Annotated in this window: 21 protein-coding genes and 1 tRNA gene; 4 read left to right on the top strand and 18 right to left on the bottom strand. The window is 47.3% G+C overall.

Annotation, left to right across the window (positions count from 1 at the left end; translation table 11 throughout):
* The first annotated feature begins 16 nt into the window (after positions 1–16).
* The 3 genes from CZ360_RS04865 to CZ360_RS04855 are packed head-to-tail and all read left to right on the top strand — an operon-like array spanning position 17 to position 2799.
* Positions 17–688 (top strand): response regulator transcription factor, encoded by a 672-nt coding sequence (locus CZ360_RS04865; RefSeq protein WP_077533754.1) that lies wholly within the window; start codon positions 17–19, stop codon positions 686–688.
* An 11-nt stretch (positions 689–699) separates the two neighbouring features.
* Positions 700–2373 carry a sensor histidine kinase gene (locus CZ360_RS04860; RefSeq protein WP_077533086.1) on the top strand — a complete coding sequence of 558 codons (1674 nt, stop codon included), beginning with the start codon at positions 700–702 and terminating at the stop codon, positions 2371–2373.
* Between the two features lie 57 nt (positions 2374–2430).
* On the top strand, positions 2431–2799 hold the full coding sequence (locus tag CZ360_RS04855; protein WP_077533085.1) for a metal-dependent transcriptional regulator: 369 nt from the start codon (positions 2431–2433) through the stop codon (positions 2797–2799).
* A gap of 41 nt (positions 2800–2840) precedes the next feature.
* On the opposite strand, the gene CZ360_RS04850 is transcribed toward CZ360_RS04855, so the two are convergent.
* From CZ360_RS04850 to CZ360_RS04835, 4 genes are all read right to left on the bottom strand, one after another.
* The gene (locus tag CZ360_RS04850; RefSeq protein WP_077533084.1) at positions 2841–3272 is read right to left on the bottom strand and encodes an acetolactate synthase; all 432 of its coding nucleotides are present in this window, start codon (positions 3270–3272) and stop codon (positions 2841–2843) included.
* A gap of 27 nt (positions 3273–3299) precedes the next feature.
* The gene (locus CZ360_RS04845) at positions 3300–4601 is read right to left on the bottom strand and encodes a phenylacetate--CoA ligase family protein (protein ID WP_077533083.1); all 1302 of its coding nucleotides are present in this window, start codon (positions 4599–4601) and stop codon (positions 3300–3302) included.
* Positions 4602–4699: 98 nt separating this feature from the next.
* Positions 4700–6334 (bottom strand): potassium/proton antiporter, encoded by a 1635-nt coding sequence (locus CZ360_RS04840; protein ID WP_407656967.1) that lies wholly within the window; start codon positions 6332–6334, stop codon positions 4700–4702.
* 138 nt (positions 6335–6472) lie between these two features.
* Positions 6473–7069, bottom strand: coding sequence for a recombinase family protein (locus CZ360_RS04835; RefSeq protein WP_077533081.1), 597 nt, complete (start codon positions 7067–7069; stop codon positions 6473–6475).
* Positions 7070–7479: 410 nt separating this feature from the next.
* Between CZ360_RS04835 and CZ360_RS04830 the strand changes: the two genes are divergently transcribed.
* The gene (locus CZ360_RS04830; RefSeq protein ID WP_077533080.1) at positions 7480–7914 is read left to right on the top strand and encodes an Hsp20/alpha crystallin family protein; all 435 of its coding nucleotides are present in this window, start codon (positions 7480–7482) and stop codon (positions 7912–7914) included.
* A gap of 41 nt (positions 7915–7955) precedes the next feature.
* Here the strand turns inward: CZ360_RS04830 and rfbB are convergent, their stop codons facing one another.
* The 14 genes from rfbB to CZ360_RS04760 form a co-directional block, all read right to left on the bottom strand.
* Positions 7956–8915, bottom strand: a complete 960-nt coding sequence (rfbB, locus tag CZ360_RS04825; RefSeq protein WP_077533079.1) for a dTDP-glucose 4,6-dehydratase — start codon at positions 8913–8915, stop codon at positions 7956–7958.
* Between the two features lie 140 nt (positions 8916–9055).
* A complete protein-coding gene (locus CZ360_RS04820) occupies positions 9056–9592 on the bottom strand; it encodes an FmdE family protein (RefSeq protein WP_077533078.1) in 537 nt (178 codons plus the stop codon).
* 15 nt (positions 9593–9607) lie between these two features.
* Positions 9608–10432 (bottom strand): class I SAM-dependent methyltransferase, encoded by an 825-nt coding sequence (locus CZ360_RS04815; RefSeq protein WP_077533077.1) that lies wholly within the window; start codon positions 10430–10432, stop codon positions 9608–9610.
* Positions 10433–10476: 44 nt separating this feature from the next.
* Positions 10477–11274 carry an ABC transporter ATP-binding protein gene (locus CZ360_RS04810; RefSeq protein ID WP_077533076.1) on the bottom strand — a complete coding sequence of 266 codons (798 nt, stop codon included), beginning with the start codon at positions 11272–11274 and terminating at the stop codon, positions 10477–10479.
* The gene (locus CZ360_RS04805) at positions 11271–12347 is read right to left on the bottom strand and encodes a FecCD family ABC transporter permease (RefSeq protein ID WP_229407990.1); all 1077 of its coding nucleotides are present in this window, start codon (positions 12345–12347) and stop codon (positions 11271–11273) included. Before CZ360_RS04805 ends, CZ360_RS04810 begins: the two co-directional genes overlap by 4 nt.
* 88 nt (positions 12348–12435) lie before the next feature.
* Positions 12436–13545: an iron ABC transporter substrate-binding protein gene (locus CZ360_RS04800; RefSeq protein ID WP_077533075.1), complete on the bottom strand. Its 1110-nt coding sequence runs from the start codon at positions 13543–13545 to the stop codon at positions 12436–12438.
* A gap of 265 nt (positions 13546–13810) precedes the next feature.
* Positions 13811–13887, bottom strand: a tRNA-Met gene (locus CZ360_RS04795).
* Positions 13888–14005: 118 nt separating this feature from the next.
* The gene (locus tag CZ360_RS04790) at positions 14006–14281 is read right to left on the bottom strand and encodes a hypothetical protein (RefSeq protein ID WP_143530153.1); all 276 of its coding nucleotides are present in this window, start codon (positions 14279–14281) and stop codon (positions 14006–14008) included.
* 108 nt (positions 14282–14389) lie between these two features.
* Positions 14390–15109, bottom strand: coding sequence for a 16S rRNA (uracil(1498)-N(3))-methyltransferase (locus CZ360_RS04785; protein ID WP_077533073.1), 720 nt, complete (start codon positions 15107–15109; stop codon positions 14390–14392).
* Positions 15110–15223: 114 nt separating this feature from the next.
* On the bottom strand, positions 15224–15805 hold the full coding sequence (locus CZ360_RS04780) for a hypothetical protein (protein WP_077533072.1): 582 nt from the start codon (positions 15803–15805) through the stop codon (positions 15224–15226).
* 171 nt (positions 15806–15976) lie between these two features.
* Positions 15977–16612, bottom strand: coding sequence for an ABC-2 transporter permease (locus CZ360_RS04775; RefSeq protein WP_077533071.1), 636 nt, complete (start codon positions 16610–16612; stop codon positions 15977–15979).
* Positions 16613–16633: 21 nt separating this feature from the next.
* On the bottom strand, positions 16634–17494 hold the full coding sequence (locus CZ360_RS04770) for an ABC transporter ATP-binding protein (RefSeq protein ID WP_077533070.1): 861 nt from the start codon (positions 17492–17494) through the stop codon (positions 16634–16636).
* Positions 17491–17871 carry a GntR family transcriptional regulator gene (locus CZ360_RS04765; protein WP_077533069.1) on the bottom strand — a complete coding sequence of 127 codons (381 nt, stop codon included), beginning with the start codon at positions 17869–17871 and terminating at the stop codon, positions 17491–17493. The genes CZ360_RS04770 and CZ360_RS04765 overlap by 4 nt, the downstream gene beginning before the upstream one ends.
* Before the next feature lie 126 nt (positions 17872–17997).
* Positions 17998–20079 (bottom strand): LTA synthase family protein, encoded by a 2082-nt coding sequence (locus CZ360_RS04760; protein WP_159438107.1) that lies wholly within the window; start codon positions 20077–20079, stop codon positions 17998–18000.
* Between the last annotated feature and the right edge of the window lie 262 nt (positions 20080–20341).

The raw sequence follows: 20341 nt of genomic DNA, 5'->3' as shown, positions 1-20341 counted from the left end.
AAAGGGCGGGATAACCATGAACATATTTATTGTCGAAGATGACCGCGCAATCCGTGAGATGGAGCGGTATGCTTTGCAAAACAGCGGATTTGACGTCACAGAATTTTCAGATGCCGAGCAGTTCTGCCAGGTGCTCCAGGTTCAGATCCCCGACCTGATTTTGCTGGATATTATGCTGCCAGGCCAGGACGGCCTCACCCTGCTGGAACAGCTCCGGAAAAACCCCAAAACTGAACGGGTGCCTGTCATGATGGTAACGGCAAAAACCACTGAAATGGATAAAGTAAAGGGACTTGACACCGGTGCTGACGACTATATTACCAAGCCTTTCGGCGTGATGGAATTAATCTCCCGCGTCAAAGCGCTGCTTCGCAGGAGCCAGTCTGCCCCGCAGAAACGCGTTTATGAATATCAGGGGATCGCCCTGGACGATACCGGCCACAGCGTCACCGCAAACGGTATTCCCTGCGAGCTGACCTTTAAAGAATATGAGCTGCTGAAATACTTGATATCCAACCTTCACACCGTTCTGACCCGGGAGCAGATTATGAGCCGTGTCTGGGAATTCGAGTATGAAGGGGAAAGCAGAACGATTGATATGCATATTAAAACGCTCCGAAAAAAGCTTGGCGAATGTGGAAGCGCGATTAAAACCGTCCGCAACGTCGGATATAAAATGGGAGAATAACGACTGTGCATATGGAATCAAAGATCACCTCCAGTTTGTTTTATATGGGGCTGATCTCTGCAATCATGGCAATTATCCTTACCTCCTTCACGCTGCATGAAAGTCTCAAGGAACAGGTTGAGGATAATCTGCAAAGCCAGGCTCAAATTATTGCGGCAAGCTATCAGTTAATGGAAAATCCGTCAGAACAGCTCTCACAGCTCGAGACCGACGGCGCCCGCATGACATTAATCGATCCGTCCGGAGAGGTCCTATACGACAGCGGTGCACAGTCCGTAAGTCTCGGAAACCATGCAAACCGTCCGGAGGTAAAGCAGGCACTGGAAACGGGGAGCGGCTATAGCTCCCGTACCTCGGATACCCTGACAAAGGACTACCATTACTATGCCATCCGTCTAAAGGACGGAAATATCCTGCGTCTGTCTGTAGAGACCGGGAGCATGTACAATACGGTCTGGGACGCTTCCCCAGTTCTTCTGGGAATTTTACTGGTGCTGCTAATCCTGGCTGTTCTGTTTTCCATTATCCTGACCCGCAAGCTGGTCGCGCCGATCAAACAGCTCTCGGAACAGATTGACAGTCCGCAGCTCACCAACGATGAGGAGCCCGCAGTTTATGCGGAGCTCGTCCCGTTTGTTCAGGAAATTCAGCTTCAGCGGGCCCAAATCCAGCGCCAGCTCGCCGAGCTAACCAATGAAAAGGATAAGCTGGAGGCCATTATCCGCCAGATGACAGAAGGAATGATCCTTCTGGATCAGGAAATGAGAGTAATACTGGTCAACCAGAGCGCGCTGCAATATCTGCAGGCGGAAAGTCTGACAGATGCAACGCATCTGCTTTTCCTTTCCAATAATCAAGATTTGAATGAGTGCATCCAAACAGCAGTGCGCGGTAGTAGCGAATCCAAAATCATCCCGATGCGCGGGAAGCAAATACAGATCCTTACAAATCCTGTTAAAAGCGGCGACACGCAGATTGGCGTTATCTGCCTGATGCTGGATGTCACGGAGCGGGAGCAGATCGAGCATCTGCGCCGGGAATTTACCGCCAATGTATCCCATGAGCTGAAAACCCCCTTGACCTCCATCTCCGGCTATGCCGAAATGATTGCAGCCGGGATTGCCAAGCAGGAGGACATTGCCCAGTTCGCCGGCGTTATTCAGAAGGAAGCCGCCCGGCTGCTGTCCCTAATCAGCGACATCATCAAGCTTTCCGAGCTGGACGAGTCCTCCCTGCACACTGAAACGGAACCGGTTGATCTTTATGCGGTTGCCGAGGAATGCTTTAAAACGCTTGGCTCTGCGGCTGAACAAAAACAGCTTTCCTTCTTTCTGGAAGGAAAGCCGTCCATTGTGACTGGAAGCTGGAAGCTGATTTGGGAGCTTGTATACAACCTCTGTGATAACGCGATCCGTTATACGCCCGCCGGCGGGACGGTCAAAGTTACTGCTGAGGACTGCCGGATTACCGTCAGCGATACCGGGATTGGGATTCCCAAAGAGCATCAAAGCAGGGTATTCGAACGGTTTTACCGGGTTGACAAAAGCCGTTCCAAGGAAACCGGCGGAACAGGACTGGGGCTTTCTATTGTAAAGCATGTTGCCGAACAGCATGGCGCTGTGATTTCCCTGAAGAGCGAGGTCCAGAAGGGTACGGAAATTCAGGTATCTTTTCCGGAGCGTTGAAAATAAATAGCAGGTATGTTATGATAAGCCACAAGAACAAAAAGGAGTTTGCCGCATATGAAAATCCAGGAATCAGCAGAAAACTATCTGGAAACTATTCTGATTTTGTCCCAGAGCGGGGAGCCTGTCCGCTCGATTGATATTGCAAACCGCCTGAGCGTCACAAAGCCGAGCGTCAGCGTTGCAATGAAAAATCTGCGCGAAAACGGTTATATATTAATGGACAGCAACGGATATCTTTCCTTGACAGATAAAGGAATGGAAATTGCGAAAACCATGTATGAGCGCCACACGCTTCTTTCCGATTGGCTGATGTCCCTGGGGGTTAACCGAGATACCGCCATCGAGGATGCCTGCCGGATCGAGCATGTGATCAGCGCGGAAAGCTTTAAAGCCTTGAAAAGGCATACCAAGCAGACAAAATAGGAAAAATAAAAGGGTTGTGAATCTTCACAACCCTTTTATTTTTATAGCTTGTAAAGTTCGTCCTGGCACACCGGCTTGATGCTGTTTTTCACAAGGACTTCCTTGGCCTTTTCATTATCATCAACACGGAAAATCATATATGCCGTATCTTTTTTCCGGGAGATAAAGGCATAGGTATAGTCAAGGTTAATATTGTTCTCCGCCAGAATATTGAGAATCTGATCCAGTCCGCCGGTTTCATCCTTGATGGCGACTGCCAGAACCGGCGTGATAGAAAAGATATAGCCGGCCTCCTTCAGCACACAGGCGGTTTTATAGGAATCGTCCACAATCACTCTCAGAATGCCGAAATCAGGCGTTTCAGCAATGGACAACGCACGCATGTCAATGCTGTTCTGCCGGAGCAGCTTTGTAAATTCAGCTAGCTGACCAGCCTTGTTTTCCACAAAAACAGAAATTTGCTTTACTGTCATCTCACTCACACCTTTCGATTTAATGATTTAATACAGGTTCCGTTTATCAATGATCCGTACAGCCTTTCCTTCGCTGCGGGCAATATGTTTCGGAGCAACCAATTGAACCTTCGCGTAGATGCCCAGCATCGCCTTGAGCGCGTCTACCAGTTCTTTTTCACGGGCAGATACCTCATCGAGCTTATCCGAGAACATTTCCGGGGTCATTTCTACCTGCACCTCCAGCTTATCGCTGTTATGCTCACGGCTGACAATAATCTGATAGTTTGCCGGATATCCCTTGTTCAACAGGACTGTTTCAATCTGGGACGGGAATACGTTGACACCCTTGACAATCAGCATATCGTCACTGCGTCCCATTGGCTTGGACATCTTGACATGGGTTCTTCCGCAGGAGCATGGCTTCCGGTTTAATACGCAGATATCACGCGTCCGGTAACGGATCAACGGGAAAGCTTCCTTTGTAATGCAGGTGAATACCAATTCTCCCTTTTCTCCGTCCGGCAGCACCTCCCCTGTAACAGGGTCAATAATCTCCGCGATAAAATGATCCTCATTGATATGCATTCCGGTTTGTTCGCTGCATTCAAACGAAACGCCGGGTCCCGAAATTTCGGTCAGGCCATAGATATCATAGGCTTTAATATGCAGTTTCTGCTCAATATCCCGGCGCATTTCCTGACTCCAGGCCTCTGCGCCAAAGATTCCGGCCTTTAATTTAATCTCGTCCTGCAAACCGCGCTCGCAAATGGTTTCTCCCAAATATGCCGCGTAAGAAGGAGTGCAGCAGAGGATTGTCGAGCCAAGATCGCACATAAACTGGAGCTGGCGCTCTGTGTTCCCTGAGGACATCGGCAAGGTGAGAGAACCCACTTTATGGGAACCGCCGTTTAATCCCGGCCCCCCGGTGAAAAGCCCATAGCCATAGCAGACATGGACAACATCTTCTTTTGTCCCGCCGGCAGCCATAATAGCGCGGGCGCAGCAATCCTCCCAAAGATCAAGGTCGTGCTGGGTATAGAATGCGACTACCCGCCTGCCGGTGGTTCCACTGGTTGACTGGATTCTGACAGCGTCCTCCAGCGGCACAGCCAAAAGTCCGTAGGGGTAAGCCTCCCTCAGATCGTCTTTTGTCAGAAACGGGAGCTTATGTAGGTCATCAGTTGACTTTATATCATCAGGGGAAACACCCTTCTGTTCCATCAGATTCCTGTAATAAGGAACATGCTCATAAACATGCTTCACTGTTTTTACAAGGCGTTCGTCCTGCCAGGCCTTGATCTGTTCCCGGGAGGCGCACTCGATTTCAGGTTGGTAATAGTTTTCCATAGCGATCTACGTCCTTTCTGTTGCATAGCGGCATCCGCCGCACTTTTCTACTTTATCATAGCACATTTTTATTTCAGTGTAAATGAAAATCTCTCCGGTTATCCCTGACCCGGTTTAGAGATAATCCCTTTGCTCTCCTGGCCGTCACGCTCCTGAATATGCATCACAATCACATCGCCTTCATAAAGGCGGGTATGCCCGTTGGGAATAATAATATGATGCCTGCGGCGCACCATTACAATCAGCACCTTCTGTGCAAACTGGATATCCTTGATCTTTTTTCGGCACCAATGATGCTTTTTGTTCAGGGTCATTTCGTGGAAGGCGTTGGAGAGATCCTCTCGGCATCCGGCAGTACCCAGAACGCAGATATCCCCTTTTTCAATCACAGTGCCTCCCTTGGGAGCAATCATCTCTTCCCCTCGCCGGATTGCCATTAAAATCATGTCCGGAGGGAGAACGAGCTCCTTGACCGCCTTGCCAACCCATTCATTATCCCGCTCTATTTTTAGGTATACAAACTGCAGCTCAGCATTTTCAGAATAATCGTTAAAGGTTTTCAAAATACTGTAGCGGTTATTGATCATTTTTAGTTTTTTTGCAACCAATGGCAGAAGCGAGCCCTGCAGGAGAATCGAGAAAAGCACCACCGTAAAGGTGATGTGAAACACATCGATCTTCATATAGGCGGGACTCACAGTCGCAAGAATCGCAAATACAATGGAGGCTGCTCCGCGCAGCCCAGCCCAGGAAATCAGGCATTGCTGCCGAAAACGCATCTTAAAGGGCGTCATCAAAAGGGCAACCGCAGCCGGACGGGCCACAAAGGTCAAAAACAGCGCGATTCCCAGCGACGGCAGGATCACGGAAGGAATCTGTGATGGGAAGGCAAGCAGACCCAGAAGGAAAAAGATCGTCATCTGCATCAGCCCGGTAAAGACGTCGAAGAAATTGACGAGCGCTTTTTTTCCGTGAAGCTCACAGTTGCCTAGAACAATCCCAACAATATATACGCTCAGATATCCGTTTCCGCCCACCAGCGAGGGAAGCGTATAGGATAAAATCGCCAAAGCAAAGATAAAAATCGTCTCCACTCCGGGAGCTGAAAACCAGATATGTTTTAACAGCCAGGAACCGAGAAAAGCGATCCCAAAGCCAAATAAAAGTCCAAAAGCAATCTGTGCAAAAATCAGATAAACAGTAGAACCGGCTGAATTATTGCCAGCCATCACAGACAGCACGATTACTGTCAGCATGTACGAAAACGGGTCATTGCTCCCGCTCTCCATCTCCAAAATCGGCGCAGTCCGGTATTTCAGATTCAGCCGTTTAGAGCGCAGGATAGAAAAGACAGAGGCTGCGTCGGTGGAGCTGAGAACAGACCCTACCAGAATCCCTTCCCAGAATTCCATCCTCAGAACAAAATAGCAGAACAGTCCAGTGAAGCACGCGGTTAACACAACGCCAACGGAGGAGAGGAGCGTGGCCTTGACAGCGATCTTTTTCGCCTCCTGCCATCTCATCCCAAACCCGCCGTAAAACATAATAAAAATAAGCGCTACAGAACAAATTTTTTCTGCAAAGCCATAGTCGTCAAAGGGGATTTTCAATAGGCCGTCCGAGCCCAGCAGCATGCCCAGAACAATAAATGCAAGCAGCGCCGGAATCCCCAGTCTGCTGGAGACCTTTTGAAATACAATGCAGATCATAATGACCCCTGCGGTAAGTAACAGTAATAACTCTATCAGAACTACCTCCTTCTTAATTGTTTTCTTATGTCGGTGCTATATTTTTATTATAACAGAAATCCTATTCTGCTGACAAGAAAAAACGTGGTAAAAATTCCCATTAAAATTCCTTTCTTTGACTGATCACCTTCCGTGTGACCATCTCAGAAAGGTATCCTGTGAGATATGAAGAATCTTTGCCGCCTGTCTGGAATTTATTTTCCCGCTCATCCAGGTTTCCTTAATCTCCTCAAAGTTTTCGGGAATCGGCTTTCTCGGACGTCCAAACCGGACTCCCTTCAGCTTGGCAGCGGCAATTCCCTCCATCTGGCGCTGACGGATATTTTCGCGTTCTGTCTGGGCTACATAGGACAGAATCTGCAGCACAAGGTCAGCAATAAATGTGCCGGTTAGATCCTTCTCGTTTTCCCGTGTATCCAGCAGAGGCATATCCAGCACGACAATATCGGCGCCCTTTTCCTTAGTGATTACCCTCCACTGATGCTGAATTTCTTCATAGTCTCTTCCTAACCTGTCAATGCTCTTGATAACAATCAAATCCTTAGACTTGATTCGGCGCAGCAGGCGCTTATATTGCGGACGATTAAAATCTTTTCCACTCAACTTGTCCATAAAGATATTCCCTTTCTGGACAGGGAAAGCGCGCAGTGCAATCATTTGTCGGTCTTCGTGTTGTTCTCGTGTGGATACACGGATGTACCCATAAACATTTCGGTTCATTTCTTAGTCCTCCTAGAAAGTTCTCTGCGATTTTTGTCGCCGTATTTCTATTGTAATAGAAAATAAGCGAAAAATCGCAATTCAAGTACGAAAAATTTGTCGATTTTTAACTATCATACCATTTTGAACCAAGAAAGGAAAACCTTGTTTTCTCTTTTTGTCTCTCTATTTTTTGCATAAACCGCAAATATTAGCGCTCTCATTATATGAGTGCTAATATTTTACATTTTATTCATCCTTTTTAAAAACAAAAAACATAATCGCAGATTAAAATATAATCGTAAAGAAAAAAAGGAGATGAGTCCCAAAGGCTAACAAAAAGATGCAAACGGTGAACAATAATCCATAACCGCAGGCATAAAAGGAATCGGATTACATAAAATAAATTTGTGATAATTGGAGGAATTTTTATGTTTGAACTTACACCCTTTGAACGCAAACATCATCGTTTGGCGAGCTATAACCCATTCCAGGAATTAGAAGAGATAGAACGGAATTTCTTCCAGGGCGGCTGGTCTGGCTTTCAGACCGATATTCAGGATACCGGAAACGCCTACGTACTGGAAACCGATCTTCCGGGATTCCAAAAAGAGGACATCCAAATCGACCTGGATGACAGCTACCTCACTATCCGCGCTGAACGGCATGCGGACATGGAGCAAAAGCACGACAAAGGCAATTATGTAAGACGGGAACGGAGCTATGGCGCTTATCAGCGCAGCTTTGATATTTCCGGTGTGAAGGCTGACGAAATTTCAGCAGAATATAAAAACGGCGTCTTAAAGCTTATCATGCCGAAAAAAGAACAGGAATCCCGTCCGTCTAAGCGTATTGACATTAAGTAGCATAAAAAAGCTCCCGGCTGACTGCCGGGAGCTTTTTTATGCTACCAATCTGGATGGCTTTTATAAAACTCGATGGTGCTGCGCAGCCCCTGTTCAAACGGAACAGAGGGCATCCAATTCAGCTCATGGGCTATTTTCTTGGCGCTGATCGCATAGCGCAGGTCATGTCCCGGACGGTCAGCAACAAATTCAATCAATCCTTCGGAGCAACCCAGCTCACGAAGGATCATTTTTACAACAGCAAGGTTTTCAAGCTCCTGCTGCGCACTGATATGATAGATCTCACCGTCTTTTCCTTCCCGTAATATCCGGTCGACTGCCGCACAGTGATCCAGAACATGAATCCAATCCCTCCGGTTTTCTCCTGTCCCGTATATGGGAATCGATTTTCCTTCCAGCGCACGAAGGATTACTAATGGGATCAGCTTCTCCGGAAACTGATACGGCCCATAATTATTGCTGCATCTGGATATTGTGAGCGGCAGGCGATAAGTTCTCCGGTATGCCAGTGCCAGCAGATCTGCTGACGCCTTAGAAGCAGAATACGGATTTGACGGGCGGAGGGGGGCGTCTTCATCAAACGGCTGAACCGTACCGTTTAGCGGCAGATCGCCGTACACTTCGTCGGTGGAAACCTGATGAAACCGCCCGGCATGGTGCTTCAGGCAGGCGTCCATCAGAACCCGGACGCCTTCAACATTGCTGCGCAGAAAAACGCCTGGTTCCCGGATAGAACGGTCAACATGAGTTTCTGCGGCAAAGTTTACCACATAATCAAACCCTCTTTCAGCAAACAGCCGGTCAACCGATTCAGCATCGGCAATATCCGCCTGTACGAAGGAAAAGTTCGGGCTTTGCATCACATCCTTCAGGGATTCTAGACGTCCCGCATAGGTCAGCAGGTCAAGCCCGGTAATCTGATCCTGCGGATGATTTTTCAGCAGGTAATGGACAAAGTTGCTGCCGATAAAGCCTGCAGCGCCTGTTACTAATAGCTTCACTCATCTCACCCCATTGGCCGGCTTTTCCTCTTGGCTTTATTCTGTCCGGCCCGTACGTTCTCATTCATGTACTTTGCATTGTAGCACAGAAAGAGGCAAAAATCCACACACAATAAAAACTGTGTGTGGATTTTCCATAATTATGAAACATCAAAACGATTATAGGCGTGGCAGCAGTCCAGACAAACGCTTTTCCCATTTTCGAGCCGGATCATATTTTCCGCTGTGATCTCGCCGCAGCATTCGCATTTAACCGACCGGAACATCCGGGCCGCTTCCGGCAAAGCAATTACCGTCTTCTTGACGTCGAACAGTTCTTCCGGTTGATGTGCCTGAAGATACGCAAACGATTCCTCCCGGCTCATTCCAGCCGGACGTTCCCTTAAAACCAGACGAACAGATTCTCCCGTTTTTCGGTTGTAAAAGGAAAATGCCTGTTTTCCGCGCAGATGGAACAAAAGATTCCCCTTCCCGACGCTGCATCCCAGCATCACCTGGATAGCATCTACGCCGCAGGCGTCATTTTCACAGATACAGACAACCTCTTCATCCTGAGAGAAGGTCAGTCCCAGCAGCTTTGCCGCATATAGCGCCGCTTGATATCCAATCGTCAGCCCGCCGCAGACATGCCCGTGAAATGCGGCGCAGCGTTCCCACAGCTCTTTTTTGTTGATCATTCTTTCCTCTCCTTTTCAGACCTGCCAATATATAGTGACAATGGTAGTCGTCACCGTCTCGTGAATCATCCCATCAATCGAAACCGAGTCCAGAAAGCTGCCTATTGCTTCCTCCTGTCCCCCTATCAGCTCCTGACGAAGCTGTGCCCGTTTGACGCACCACTGCTTCATATCCTCCAAAGTTCGTTCCTGTTCCCAAACCTCATTGCGGTACTGGACTTCCGGACAGAAACCAGCCAGCCACAGCGCTTGGAACAGCTTGGCAATTCCATCATCCTCACTCTGTCCCGTTTGGATTCCCGCCGCCTCGATTGCCTGGTCCTGAATCCTCTGCCGCCGTCTGGACGGCTTCTGCACAAAGCAGTCTCTCTTGGCACAGGCAACCAGTTTCCGGAGCGTCTCAAAGTCCGAGACTGCCGGCGTCATATGCGCGAAAACAAGGTCAAAGCGCTTTTCAAAACCCATTTTCTCAATATCTGCATACGCCCAGTCCAGACAGGAAAAGGCAGCGTTTGCACAGTGGTTTTTCTCCGCGCATTGTTTCGCATAATCGATCATCCGTGATGAGATATCTACACCGACCACCTCGCCAGCCCATTTTGCCAGTGCCACCGCATAGCCCCCGGCGCCACATCCGATATCCAAAACAGAGAGGCCTCGATGGAGTGGAACAGTCCGAGAAACCAGCTTTAAAAAAGGGTCTGTCTCAAATTCAGGCAGAGGACGGTCGGCAAAATTCTCGGCCGCACGATCCCAGATTTCCGCCTGCAGGGCGGATTTATTCCGGGCGGGCGAAACCCATTCCCTTTTTAGCATTTCAATATCCATCTTTTTCATCATGCCTTTCTTTCGATGACGCAAACCGCGAAATACAATACGCAAATTCACTCTTGAGGCCAGGTTTGCTTCATATCCGGCTTCGTCGGCAGGGAATCCACGAACACAATTTTATTGCCGTCTATTTCCCGTACCGTGGCGTTGACTCCATATACCGCCGAAATCGTCTCATCCCGAATGACCGAAGAATCACCATAGGCAAAAACTGTCCCGTCTTTGACAAATAAAAATCGGTCACAATAGCGCAGGGCAAGGTTAATGTCATGGATTACAACAATGACCAGAATATGATCCTCCCTTGCGATCTCCCCGGCAATCCTCATCACCTCATGCTGGTTATAGAGATCCAGGCTGCTGGTCGGTTCATCCAGCAAAAGCACCCTCGGCTGCTGTGCCAGCGCCCTGGCAATCACAACCTTTTGCAGCTCTCCGCCCGAAAGCTCGTCGACATAGCGCAGTGCAAAATCGGAAAGCTCCATCCTATCGATCACATTTTGGGTAATGTCCAAATCCTCCTGTGACGGGTTTATCGTAATATAGGGCTTCCTCCCCATCAAAACCGTATCAAAGACTGTCATCTGCCCCACGTCGTTCTGCTGTGCGACAAACGCCATAGTCTGCGCGATCTTCCTCCGTTTCAGGGATTTTACATCCTGCCCACAAACGGAAATAACGCCTTGATCCGGTTCCAGAATATGATTGAGGCATTTTAACAGGGTACTTTTCCCGGCGCCATTGTTACCAAGCAGGGCCAAAAAGCTTCCGCCGCCCAAAGTGAAAGAGATATCAGCCAGCACCTTCCGGGAGTTCCGGTAGGCAAACGCAATTTCTTTTGCTTCTATCATCTGCGCTTCACCCCTTTAAAAATCAGATAGAGAAAGAGAGGCGCGCCCAGGAAGGAGGTAATCGCCCCAATCGGCAGGATAATCGGCGCGGCTATCAGCCTGGAAACCGTATCACTGAGCAGGAGCAGGATTGCTCCCATCAAGGCGGAAGCAGGCAGCAGATACCGGTAATCGCTTCCTATCAGCCGGCGCACCAGATGCGGCGCGATCAAGCCGATAAAGTTGATGATACCGATATAAGAAACAATCGTTGAGGCCGTCACCGCGCAGACTACCATATTCACGATCTGTATCGACTCCACATTGACTCCTAGTCCTTTGGCAGTACTCTCCCCGCTTTGCAGCGCGTTATAATTCCAGCGATTCAAGCTGAAATAAATCAGCGCCAGCATGACTACCAGGGACATGATCAAAATTTCCCGCCAGGAAGTGGCGCCTAAGTTTCCATATGTCCAGAAAACAACTGCTGAAACCTTCACGTCATCCGCAAAATATTGCAGCAACGCGGTTCCGCCTGAAAACAGGGAGCTGAGCGCCACACCGGTTAACACCATCGATTCCGGCGTTACCCGCTTGATCCGAGACAGCCCCAGGATTACCATGGTTGACAGAATCGAGCCGGCAAATGCACAAACCGAAATCAAATAGGGATTTGAAATGGTAATTCCGTCCAGCGTCTGGCTTTGCGTCCCGGTTCCCAGCACAATAATGGAAAACGCCGCGCCAAATGCCGCGCCCTGGGATACGCCCAGGGTTGAAGCAGAGGCAAGCGGATTTTTCAGGATGCTCTGCAGCACACAGCCGACGGCGGCCAGCCCGATCCCGGCAACTACCGCTGTGACAACTCTCGGCAGGCGGATATTGAATACAATCATACGGGTTTGCTGACCGCCTTTTCCCATCAGTGCAGCTACAACCTCTCCGAGGCCCAGTTCGGACGACCCGCTCGCAATGGAAATCAGCGCGATAAAAAGCATTACAACTGCCAATATAATGATCAGCAGTACCTTTTTGCGGATATATCCGGCATAGGCGCCCGTACCCCGATGCAGCATCGCTGTTTTTTCTCCCATTATTATGACCATTCCTTTCTTGGGAACTGTGCGGTTTTAGCATATCCAAAATGGCGGCGATATCTCTGTTGCCATTTCCCGGCCCAGGCTATTTCCCGATCGTCAGTTCTCCGAAGCCAATACCGGCCTCTTCAAGCACCTTTAAATAATCCTGTCCCAGCATAACCCGGAAGATTTCCTCTGCTTTCTCCTCAAAGTCCACGTCTGAAAACGCCTCCGGATAGATAACAGTACCTGCATAATAAGCGTCGGCCATCGCGATTTCCATATTGCAGGAATTATAATTAAAGGCTACCTGCGTATAAACCCGGCCCTCTTTGACCGCAGTTAAATTGTCGTAAAAGGCAGCATTTTTCTCATAATCTTCATTCACGAGATTCATATTCAGCGGATTAAGGAAGATAATGTCGGGATCCCAAACTGTGACCTTCTCCAGGTCAATTAGCATAGAGCCGGTTTTTCCGGTACTGTCTACTACATTGTTCGCATTGACTGCCACAAACGGCGGGTATGCTCCATAGGTACCCTCGAAGCCATGTCCTCCCTTAAAGCTGACTGCTCCGGAATAGACGGATGGCTTCTCCTCCTCCGGGATATCCCTTGTTCTATCCTGCAAATCCTGCTGCCATTCCTTCATGCTGGAAACGATCTGTGCGCAGTGTTCTTCTGTCCCCATAATAGAACCGGCCAATTCCAGCGTCTGATAAAAGCTCTCGTCAAAAATCTCTTTTGCATAAAGCCCGACAACCGGTATCCCGGTCTGAGCCTGAACCTCATCCAACAGCTCCGTGTCAGTCGTAAAGGCGAAGATCAAATCAGGAGCAAGGGTTACCAGTTCCTCTGTATAAACCGTATCACTAGAGCCGCCGGAGCCCACAGAGGCCAACGAAGAAAACCGGTCCGCATTAACATAGGTATAGGGCATTCCCGCCTGGGCTTCTTTATCCATATCAGTACAGCCCACCAGCTTGTCTGCCGCCCCCGCATAGGTCAGCATCCGGGCCGCAGAATTAATTGCCGCAACGCGGTTAATCTGCTCCGGGATTGCCACCTCCCGTCCTAACAGATCAGTCACTGTCCGAACCGGGGTAGACGCCATCTCAGATCCGCCAGAAGCAGTCCCGTCAGAATTCTCCTGGCACGCGGCGACAGACACCGCCATCATAACCGCAAAAATGATTGCTAAAATCTTTTTCATTCAAATGATACCTCTTTCTATTCTATTTTACCCCTATCCATCTGAACAAAAAAATAGAGGCATATCATCCTGATTCTTCAGGATAATACGCCTTCTGGCATATCTCTATCATACTCTTTGCTGCTTTTCTTCCGGCAGCACAGAAAACGCAGCCTTCTTGGCATGCTGAGCACCCTTCTTGGGTTCCTCTATTGCAACACTGCTCCCGGATATAAATTATACGCCAACATTAACGGTTCCTCCGCAAATATTGGCGCATAAACATTGGTTGCGGGAGGAGGATTTGAACCTCCGACCTTCGGGTTATGAGCCCGACGAGCTACCGAACTGCTCCATCCCGCGATATTTGATTAAGCGTCCTTTTTGGAACGCTTAATCATTATACTATATTTTATTCAAAAAAGCAAGTCTTGTTTCCCATCACCGACAATTTCTACGATAATTAGAAAAAACAGGCAAACTATTCTCCGTTTTTGTCTATTTCTTCCGACTCGCCAACACCAACTGCTTCTTCAGAGGCATCATCAGCTTCCATTGCAGAAGCTTCTGTTTCCGAATGATCCTCTTCGTCATCATATGTCATCGAGGAATCATCTTCAAAATACATGGAGTTGTCAAAGTCTAACTCCTCGCTAATTTTCTGGCTTTTTCTTTTCAAGTAGCTTGCTACAGCAACAACAGCCCCAACAATTGCAGTGATGATTGCTATTGCCTTCCACGGAGATTTCTTTTTCATTGTCAACACTCCAATCCATATTCTCCATCAATTCAGTCGCATCCTTTTTGGATGAATCCTTATAGATTCATTATATACCACCTTTATGAATTTAACAAGTCCAGTTTCTTAAATATTTTGTGTTAAATTCATAATAATTGCCAATGCTGCCAACGGTGCTGTTTCACACCGCAGTATCAGCCTGCCAAGCGTGGCGCGCGGGATTCCCATTTGTACAGCCAGCTCGATCTCACTGTCTTCAAAGCCGCCCTCCGAACCAACCATCAGCCCGATGTCTTTATAACCCGGCTGCAGAATATCGTTTATTCGCTGTCCGCCGCCCTCATAGAAGAGCAACGCCGTCTCATGCCCGGAAAGCTGTTCCAACGCCTCCCTATAAGATACCATCGGGTCAACCCGAGGAATAATTCCTCTTCCTGACTGCTTTGCCGCTTCCTTTGCAATTCTCTGCCATCGGGTCAGTTTCTTGTCCATGGCCTTTTGATCCGGACGGGACACACAGCGCTTTGTCAGAACCGGCACGATTCTTGTGATACCCAGCTCCACTGCCTTCTGTACAATTAAGTCAAATTTTTCGCCTTTGGGCATCGCCTGATAGAGGGTTGCATTTACAGACGGCTCGCTTTCATTCGGATTTTGGCTTATGATTCTGATTGTCACACAGCCGTCCTCAAGGGAGGTTATCGTTCCCTCATAATCATACCCATCCATACAGGCAAAGAGGGGATCGCCCTCCTGCATTCGGAGTACCCGGCTAATATGTTTTGCATCTTCTCCTGTAATATACAGGTTTTTTTCATCTTTTTCCTCACAAAAAAATTTTGGCATACGTCTCCCAGACTTCCCTGCTTTTTATTTGCTTCTATTATACTATATTTCAATTGATTTCGCTATCTAAAAAATAAAAAAGGATGCAGCAGACACTGCATCCTTTTTATAAACTTATAACTCGATTTCGTGCTCATCCGCATGTTCTGGAGCAGCGTTTGACGGCTGTTTCGCATTGGAAGCCTTAACGATCAGAGTGTCAACCCTGCTAACGCAGTCATTGAGCGTCTCCTCAAAGCTTTCCGAGCTGTTTAAGCCGGCCGCCTCAATCCGTGCACTCATCGTATCCTGATAAATAAAGTTCGAAATGTCATAAACTACGATATTTTGATCCTCATATACCAAACTCGAGGCAAGCTCTTCCTTTGAATAGGTCTGGGTGCCAATCAGGATTTCACTGTTTCCCAAATCCTTCTGATAAAAAGCCTGCAAATACAGCGCAGACACCTGCTTGCCGTTCTGTCCCGCAAAGAGCTCTGTTGCTGTACCATTAATCGCTGCGTCCTGATAACCGATTTCCTGCTGTGCAACCACGTTGGAATCTATCTTTAAGGACATTTGCTTTAAGCTGTAGCCAACTGCTACGGCAGTCGGCTGGGACTCTATGTCAGCGGTGCTGCCATTTGAACCGCAGGAACAGAGAGCGACAATAAATGCTGCTGCAAACGCTGTTAAGCTCACTACCATTTTCTTCATATACAACACCCCTTTATTCTTTCTCTATACTTTTATTATATCGTCAAGAAGACAAAGTACAAGAGAGAAACGGAGATTGTATAGCAATTGTAATAGCCTTGTTACTTTCCAAAATAAATGGTTACATTTTTTCACTCTTTTATCCGAAAACGGTTACAAAAACAGTAGATTTTACCATTCCTTTTTCGCATAGATGCGCTGAGATACAAAATAGGAAACTACTGTTAAAATAATTCCCAGTGCCGCAAGCCCGATCAGCAAAAGTTGTCCATAGTCTGCAATGATCTGATCTGCTCCATCCAGATATCCCAAACTGCCCAGCAAAGCCAGACCGCCCATCGGAATCCCATAGATGCCAATCATAATATACTTTGCTTTTTCTCCGCCGAAGTGGAATAAAACCGGAAGCAGAATACTGTTTAGAATGAGCGCGACAGATAAAATGGCGGTAATCAGTGCTCCGTAAGAGGCAAGGTCAAACTGGTGATTGAGCATGTCGATTACCAGACCATACAGGCTAGCCAGCAGAATACCACAAACATTAAATAGAATCGACAGGAAATATTTTTCCTTCACCATAATCCTGCGCGTTACCGGCATGGTCAGCGCGTACATATTCCATTTCACCATATCCTCCGCGATAACTGCCGAGGATACCATCATCGTTACCATCACAATAATAAAACCCGTAATAAACTCTGTCCCGATCAGATCAGTAAAGATGACAGCATACACCGTCAGAAACACACAGATATAAATCAAGGTTTTCTTCAGGGCAAACAGATCGTTTAACATTAACGCTTTCATGATTGCTATTCATTCCTTTCTCTATGCCATTTTCCCGCGCACCATAAACAGCATGATATCTTCAATGGAGGCCGGGTCAACCACCCAGTCGGGATGATTCCGGAAAAGCGGATGCACGCGGTTTACCAGCACCTCATAACCAAATCCGTTCTGCCGGTAACGGATAATCTCCGTCTTGGGCAGCGAATTAAAAATATCTTTCCCGCATTTCAGGATTCCGCTCGTTTCCACCAATTCCTGCTTTTCCTTGTTAAATACAATCTTCCCATTGTGGATAAAAATAATATAGTCTGCAATTTTATCCAGGTCGCTTGTAATGTGGGAAGAAAAAAAGATGGAATGGTTCTCATCCTGGATAAAATCCAGAAAAATATCCAGGATTTCTTCCCGTACAATCGGATCAAGTCCGCTCGTCGCCTCATCAAGAACCAGCAGCTTCGGATGATGCGCAAGGGCAACGGCAATAGCCAGCTTCATTTTCATCCCGCGTGAAAATTCCTTAATAGTCTTGCCGCTGGGAAGCTGGAATGTTCTGAGGTATTGTGTGAACAGCGCGGTATCCCAATTGCGGTACATCTGCTTCATAATCGTATCAATCTGTTTCGCCTTAAAGCATTCATGGAAATGGTTCTCATCAAAGACAACGCCGATCTGTTCCTTCATTTCCTGTTCCTGCTCATGGGCATCCATCCCGAGGATTTCTACGTTCCCCTTGCTCTGAATGATCCCCAGAATCGATTTGATCGTCGTTGTTTTTCCGGCGCCGTTTTCCCCTACAAAGCCAACAATGCTTCCCGTTGGTACCGTGAAATTGATATCATCCAGCGTAAAATCCGGATAGTGTTTCGTCAAGTGCTCCACTCGAATTGCATCTTTGCTCATGATGATTCTCCTCTGTATAACATATTCAGTATTTCACCGAGTTCTTCGCAGGTGATTCCACCGCTCCTGGCCAGATCCACTGCCTTCTGAAGGTGTTCCTCCGCCTGTCTTAGCTGCTCTTCCCTGATAAACTCCACATTCTTTTTGGCGACAAAGCTCCCCTTTCCTGCAACAGTTTCAATAAATCCGTCCCGTTCAAGGTCAGCATAAGCGCGCTTTGTCGTAATGACGCTGATCCGCAGCTCCTTTGCAAGAAGCCGCATGCTTGGCAGCATACTCCCTTCCTGAAGTTCCCCGCTCATAATCATGTTTTTAATCTGCGCAGTGATCTGTTCATAGATCGGCTTGGAACTTCCATTGCTGATGATGATTTCCAATCTGGTTCCTCCAATCAATATATACTGTATATATCGTTTATATACAGTATATATTTACATAATCTGTTTGTCAAGTGCTTTCTATAAAAAAATTCCTGGGAATTTATTCCCAGGAATTTAAGGCTTTTATGCAAAGGTCCGCGAAAAATTGAACGCGCATAATTTAGGGAAGTTCAGCGCCGCGTCAAAGGGCGTTTTGGCGCCTCCCAATGAGAAAACGTCATCCTGCTTATCTGTTTTATCAAACATGTTGTTGTATTGCAGGATTTTGTAATCCTCCAGCATGCTGCTATACTGCGAATCATCCTTATAATCGTAATAGGTTCCGTTTTTATCAATATATCCCACCGCGTTAATCACCGGCAATTCTTCATACAGGCTTGTGAGATACTTATTATAAGGAGTCATTTCCAGACCGGCAGTTTCAAGCACCAGGGACGAGAGGTAATTTGCGCTGATCTTATCAATGTACTGTTCCTCTATGTCATAATTTGCCCAGATAACAAACGGGGTGATATACCGCTGCTGGTTTTCTTCAATTGAAAGATCGGAAATAGATTTGCCGCCAAACAGGACGTCCTCATAGAATTCCTGTTCAATCTTCGCCTGATGGTCGCCGAACATCACAATAATCGTCGGCTCATCCACATTGCTGAAATATTCTACCAGTTCCTCAAAGGCCTTGTCTGTTTCCTTCATCAGAGAGAGATACTGCTGTGTTTTCGGATATTTCCCCTCTGTGTCTCCAGGAAGGGTGACTGTTTCAGGGAAGTTATAGTACTGGGTATCGTAGCCTCCATGGTTTTGCATGGTAACGTTAAACAGGAAGAAGGGTTCCTCCTCGTTCCGGTTTTCAAAGAGCTCGATTACCTTTTTGTAGTTGTCGCTGTCACTGACATAGCGGCGCATCAGGTTATTCTGGCTGAAATAGTCGATATCATAAAAGTGCTCAAATCCGAGCAGTGGATAAACAGTATCCCGGTTCCAGCCGTTTCCAAAGTAGGGATGGACAGCCGTTCTGGAATAGCCCTGCTCCGCCAGGGTGGAAACCAAGGATGATGTCTCTTCCCTTATGTACTGTTCATAGGCATTGCAGCCGCTCGGCAGGAAAGCCAGCGTATTTCCGGTCAAAAATTCAAACTCCGAGTTGCTCGTCCCATTGCCATAAATCGAAACATAAAGGTTTCCTTTAATAGTGTTTTCGGTCAGGGAGTGATAAAACGGCAGCGGATCCTCGCTTGCTTCAAAGCCATTTCCAACCACACTCAGATCAGACCAGGTTTCATTCATAATCGCGATAATATTCGGCTTTTTGCCGCTCTGGCCTGCCGATTCTCCGGCTTCTGTCTTTTCTACGGTATCCGTCGTTTGATTTGCAATTTCCTCAACCTTTTCCGCCGAATACTCAGCAGGCTGGTTGACAAAGAGCGTTTTGGTATTCAGCCAAAAGCTGACTACGCTCCCCTGCTGCTGATATCCACTGAGCTGGTTCCAGAGGTTCGCGGTAATATTCAAGCTGCTGAGAAAAGGAGTGCCGTAGAATACAAAAATCACTGCTGCAAAGGTAGCTAGAGTATAGACGCTGCGCATTGCCGCTTTCCGTTTTACTTTATTCTTATATTTTACCCTTACGCCCAGCAGGATCATAACAGCGAGCATCAGCCCGGAAATGACCATCTGGCAGGTTGGTGTAAAGTCGTAGTTCTTTGCAACGTTAGCCGCAGTCCCAATTCCCAAAAAGTCCAACGGGACAAACGGCGTGCCGCGAAAATTCAGGACGAAATGGTTTACCAGGCCGAACACCGTCAAAATCACGCTGACGATGATTCCGGCAATTCCAATCCGGTTGGTAAACGCGTAGAAAACACCGTATAGGAGCAGATAAACCAGATAGTTTGAGATAAACGCAATCGGGGAAAAATCATAGACAAAGTTGTTTCCCAAGCATTCCACCAGCGTCAGCGTGACAAAGGGGCCTGCAAACAGGTAAATCATCGCATAGCGCTTTTCCCATTTCTCATTAAAGTTAAATTTTACCGCAAGCACTGCGCCAAACAGAAGGCACAGCAGCATAGCGCATACAAACAGCGCAACGCCATATGAGCCTTCGATATCAAAGAAGGCCTTGTAGTCCAGCGCAACCAATGCCATCAAGACAATACTGATGATCGATGCACAAATAATTCTCTTCTTGGTAGACGTAAACATGTATCCTCCATCTCCATCAAATAGTATGGTATTTTCCCAGTCCTTTTCTATCCTTTTTTCTTCACTAATAATTGTAATCATAGCATACCGAAATTTTACTGTAAAGCTTTCAAATTAACGGTTTGTATCATTGTGTAATATTCCGGTAAAACATGGGTTAAAACTTGTAGAGATTGATAAATCCAGAAGCTTTTTATACACAGTTTTTTCACAAACAATCCCAAAATTTTCCGATGTGTTCACCTGCCCTAAAAAGCAAAAA

Source organism: Massiliimalia massiliensis, assembly GCF_900155615.1.
Taxonomy (GTDB): domain Bacteria; phylum Bacillota; class Clostridia; order Oscillospirales; family Ruminococcaceae; genus Massiliimalia; species Massiliimalia massiliensis.
This window is presented reverse-complemented; position numbering and strand designations above follow the sequence as displayed.

Excerpts from the sequence above, each read along its gene's own strand:
- CZ360_RS04805 (WP_229407990.1), bottom strand. The coding sequence starts at position 12,347 with ATGGGAGAAAAAACAGCGATGCTGCATCGGGGTACGGGCGCCTATGCC.
- CZ360_RS04855 (WP_077533085.1), top strand. The coding sequence starts at position 2,431 with ATGAAAATCCAGGAATCAGCAGAAAACTATCTGGAAACTATTCTGATT.
- CZ360_RS04820 (WP_077533078.1), bottom strand. The coding sequence starts at position 9,592 with ATGATCAACAAAAAAGAGCTGTGGGAACGCTGCGCCGCATTTCACGGG.
- CZ360_RS04865 (WP_077533754.1), top strand. The coding sequence starts at position 17 with ATGAACATATTTATTGTCGAAGATGACCGCGCAATCCGTGAGATGGAG.
- CZ360_RS04800 (WP_077533075.1), bottom strand. The coding sequence starts at position 13,545 with ATGAAAAAGATTTTAGCAATCATTTTTGCGGTTATGATGGCGGTGTCT.
- CZ360_RS04850 (WP_077533084.1), bottom strand. The coding sequence starts at position 3,272 with ATGACAGTAAAGCAAATTTCTGTTTTTGTGGAAAACAAGGCTGGTCAG.
- CZ360_RS04785 (WP_077533073.1), bottom strand. The coding sequence starts at position 15,109 with ATGCCAAAATTTTTTTGTGAGGAAAAAGATGAAAAAAACCTGTATATT.
- CZ360_RS04760 (WP_159438107.1), bottom strand. The coding sequence starts at position 20,079 with ATGTTTACGTCTACCAAGAAGAGAATTATTTGTGCATCGATCATCAGT.
- CZ360_RS04835 (WP_077533081.1), bottom strand. The coding sequence starts at position 7,069 with ATGAACCGAAATGTTTATGGGTACATCCGTGTATCCACACGAGAACAA.
- CZ360_RS04810 (WP_077533076.1), bottom strand. The coding sequence starts at position 11,274 with ATGATAGAAGCAAAAGAAATTGCGTTTGCCTACCGGAACTCCCGGAAG.
- CZ360_RS04780 (WP_077533072.1), bottom strand. The coding sequence starts at position 15,805 with ATGAAGAAAATGGTAGTGAGCTTAACAGCGTTTGCAGCAGCATTTATT.
- CZ360_RS04845 (WP_077533083.1), bottom strand. The coding sequence starts at position 4,601 with ATGGAAAACTATTACCAACCTGAAATCGAGTGCGCCTCCCGGGAACAG.
- CZ360_RS04815 (WP_077533077.1), bottom strand. The coding sequence starts at position 10,432 with ATGATGAAAAAGATGGATATTGAAATGCTAAAAAGGGAATGGGTTTCG.
- CZ360_RS04790 (WP_143530153.1), bottom strand. The coding sequence starts at position 14,281 with ATGAAAAAGAAATCTCCGTGGAAGGCAATAGCAATCATCACTGCAATT.
- CZ360_RS04830 (WP_077533080.1), top strand. The coding sequence starts at position 7,480 with ATGTTTGAACTTACACCCTTTGAACGCAAACATCATCGTTTGGCGAGC.
- CZ360_RS04860 (WP_077533086.1), top strand. The coding sequence starts at position 700 with ATGGAATCAAAGATCACCTCCAGTTTGTTTTATATGGGGCTGATCTCT.
- CZ360_RS04770 (WP_077533070.1), bottom strand. The coding sequence starts at position 17,494 with ATGAGCAAAGATGCAATTCGAGTGGAGCACTTGACGAAACACTATCCG.
- CZ360_RS04775 (WP_077533071.1), bottom strand. The coding sequence starts at position 16,612 with ATGAAAGCGTTAATGTTAAACGATCTGTTTGCCCTGAAGAAAACCTTG.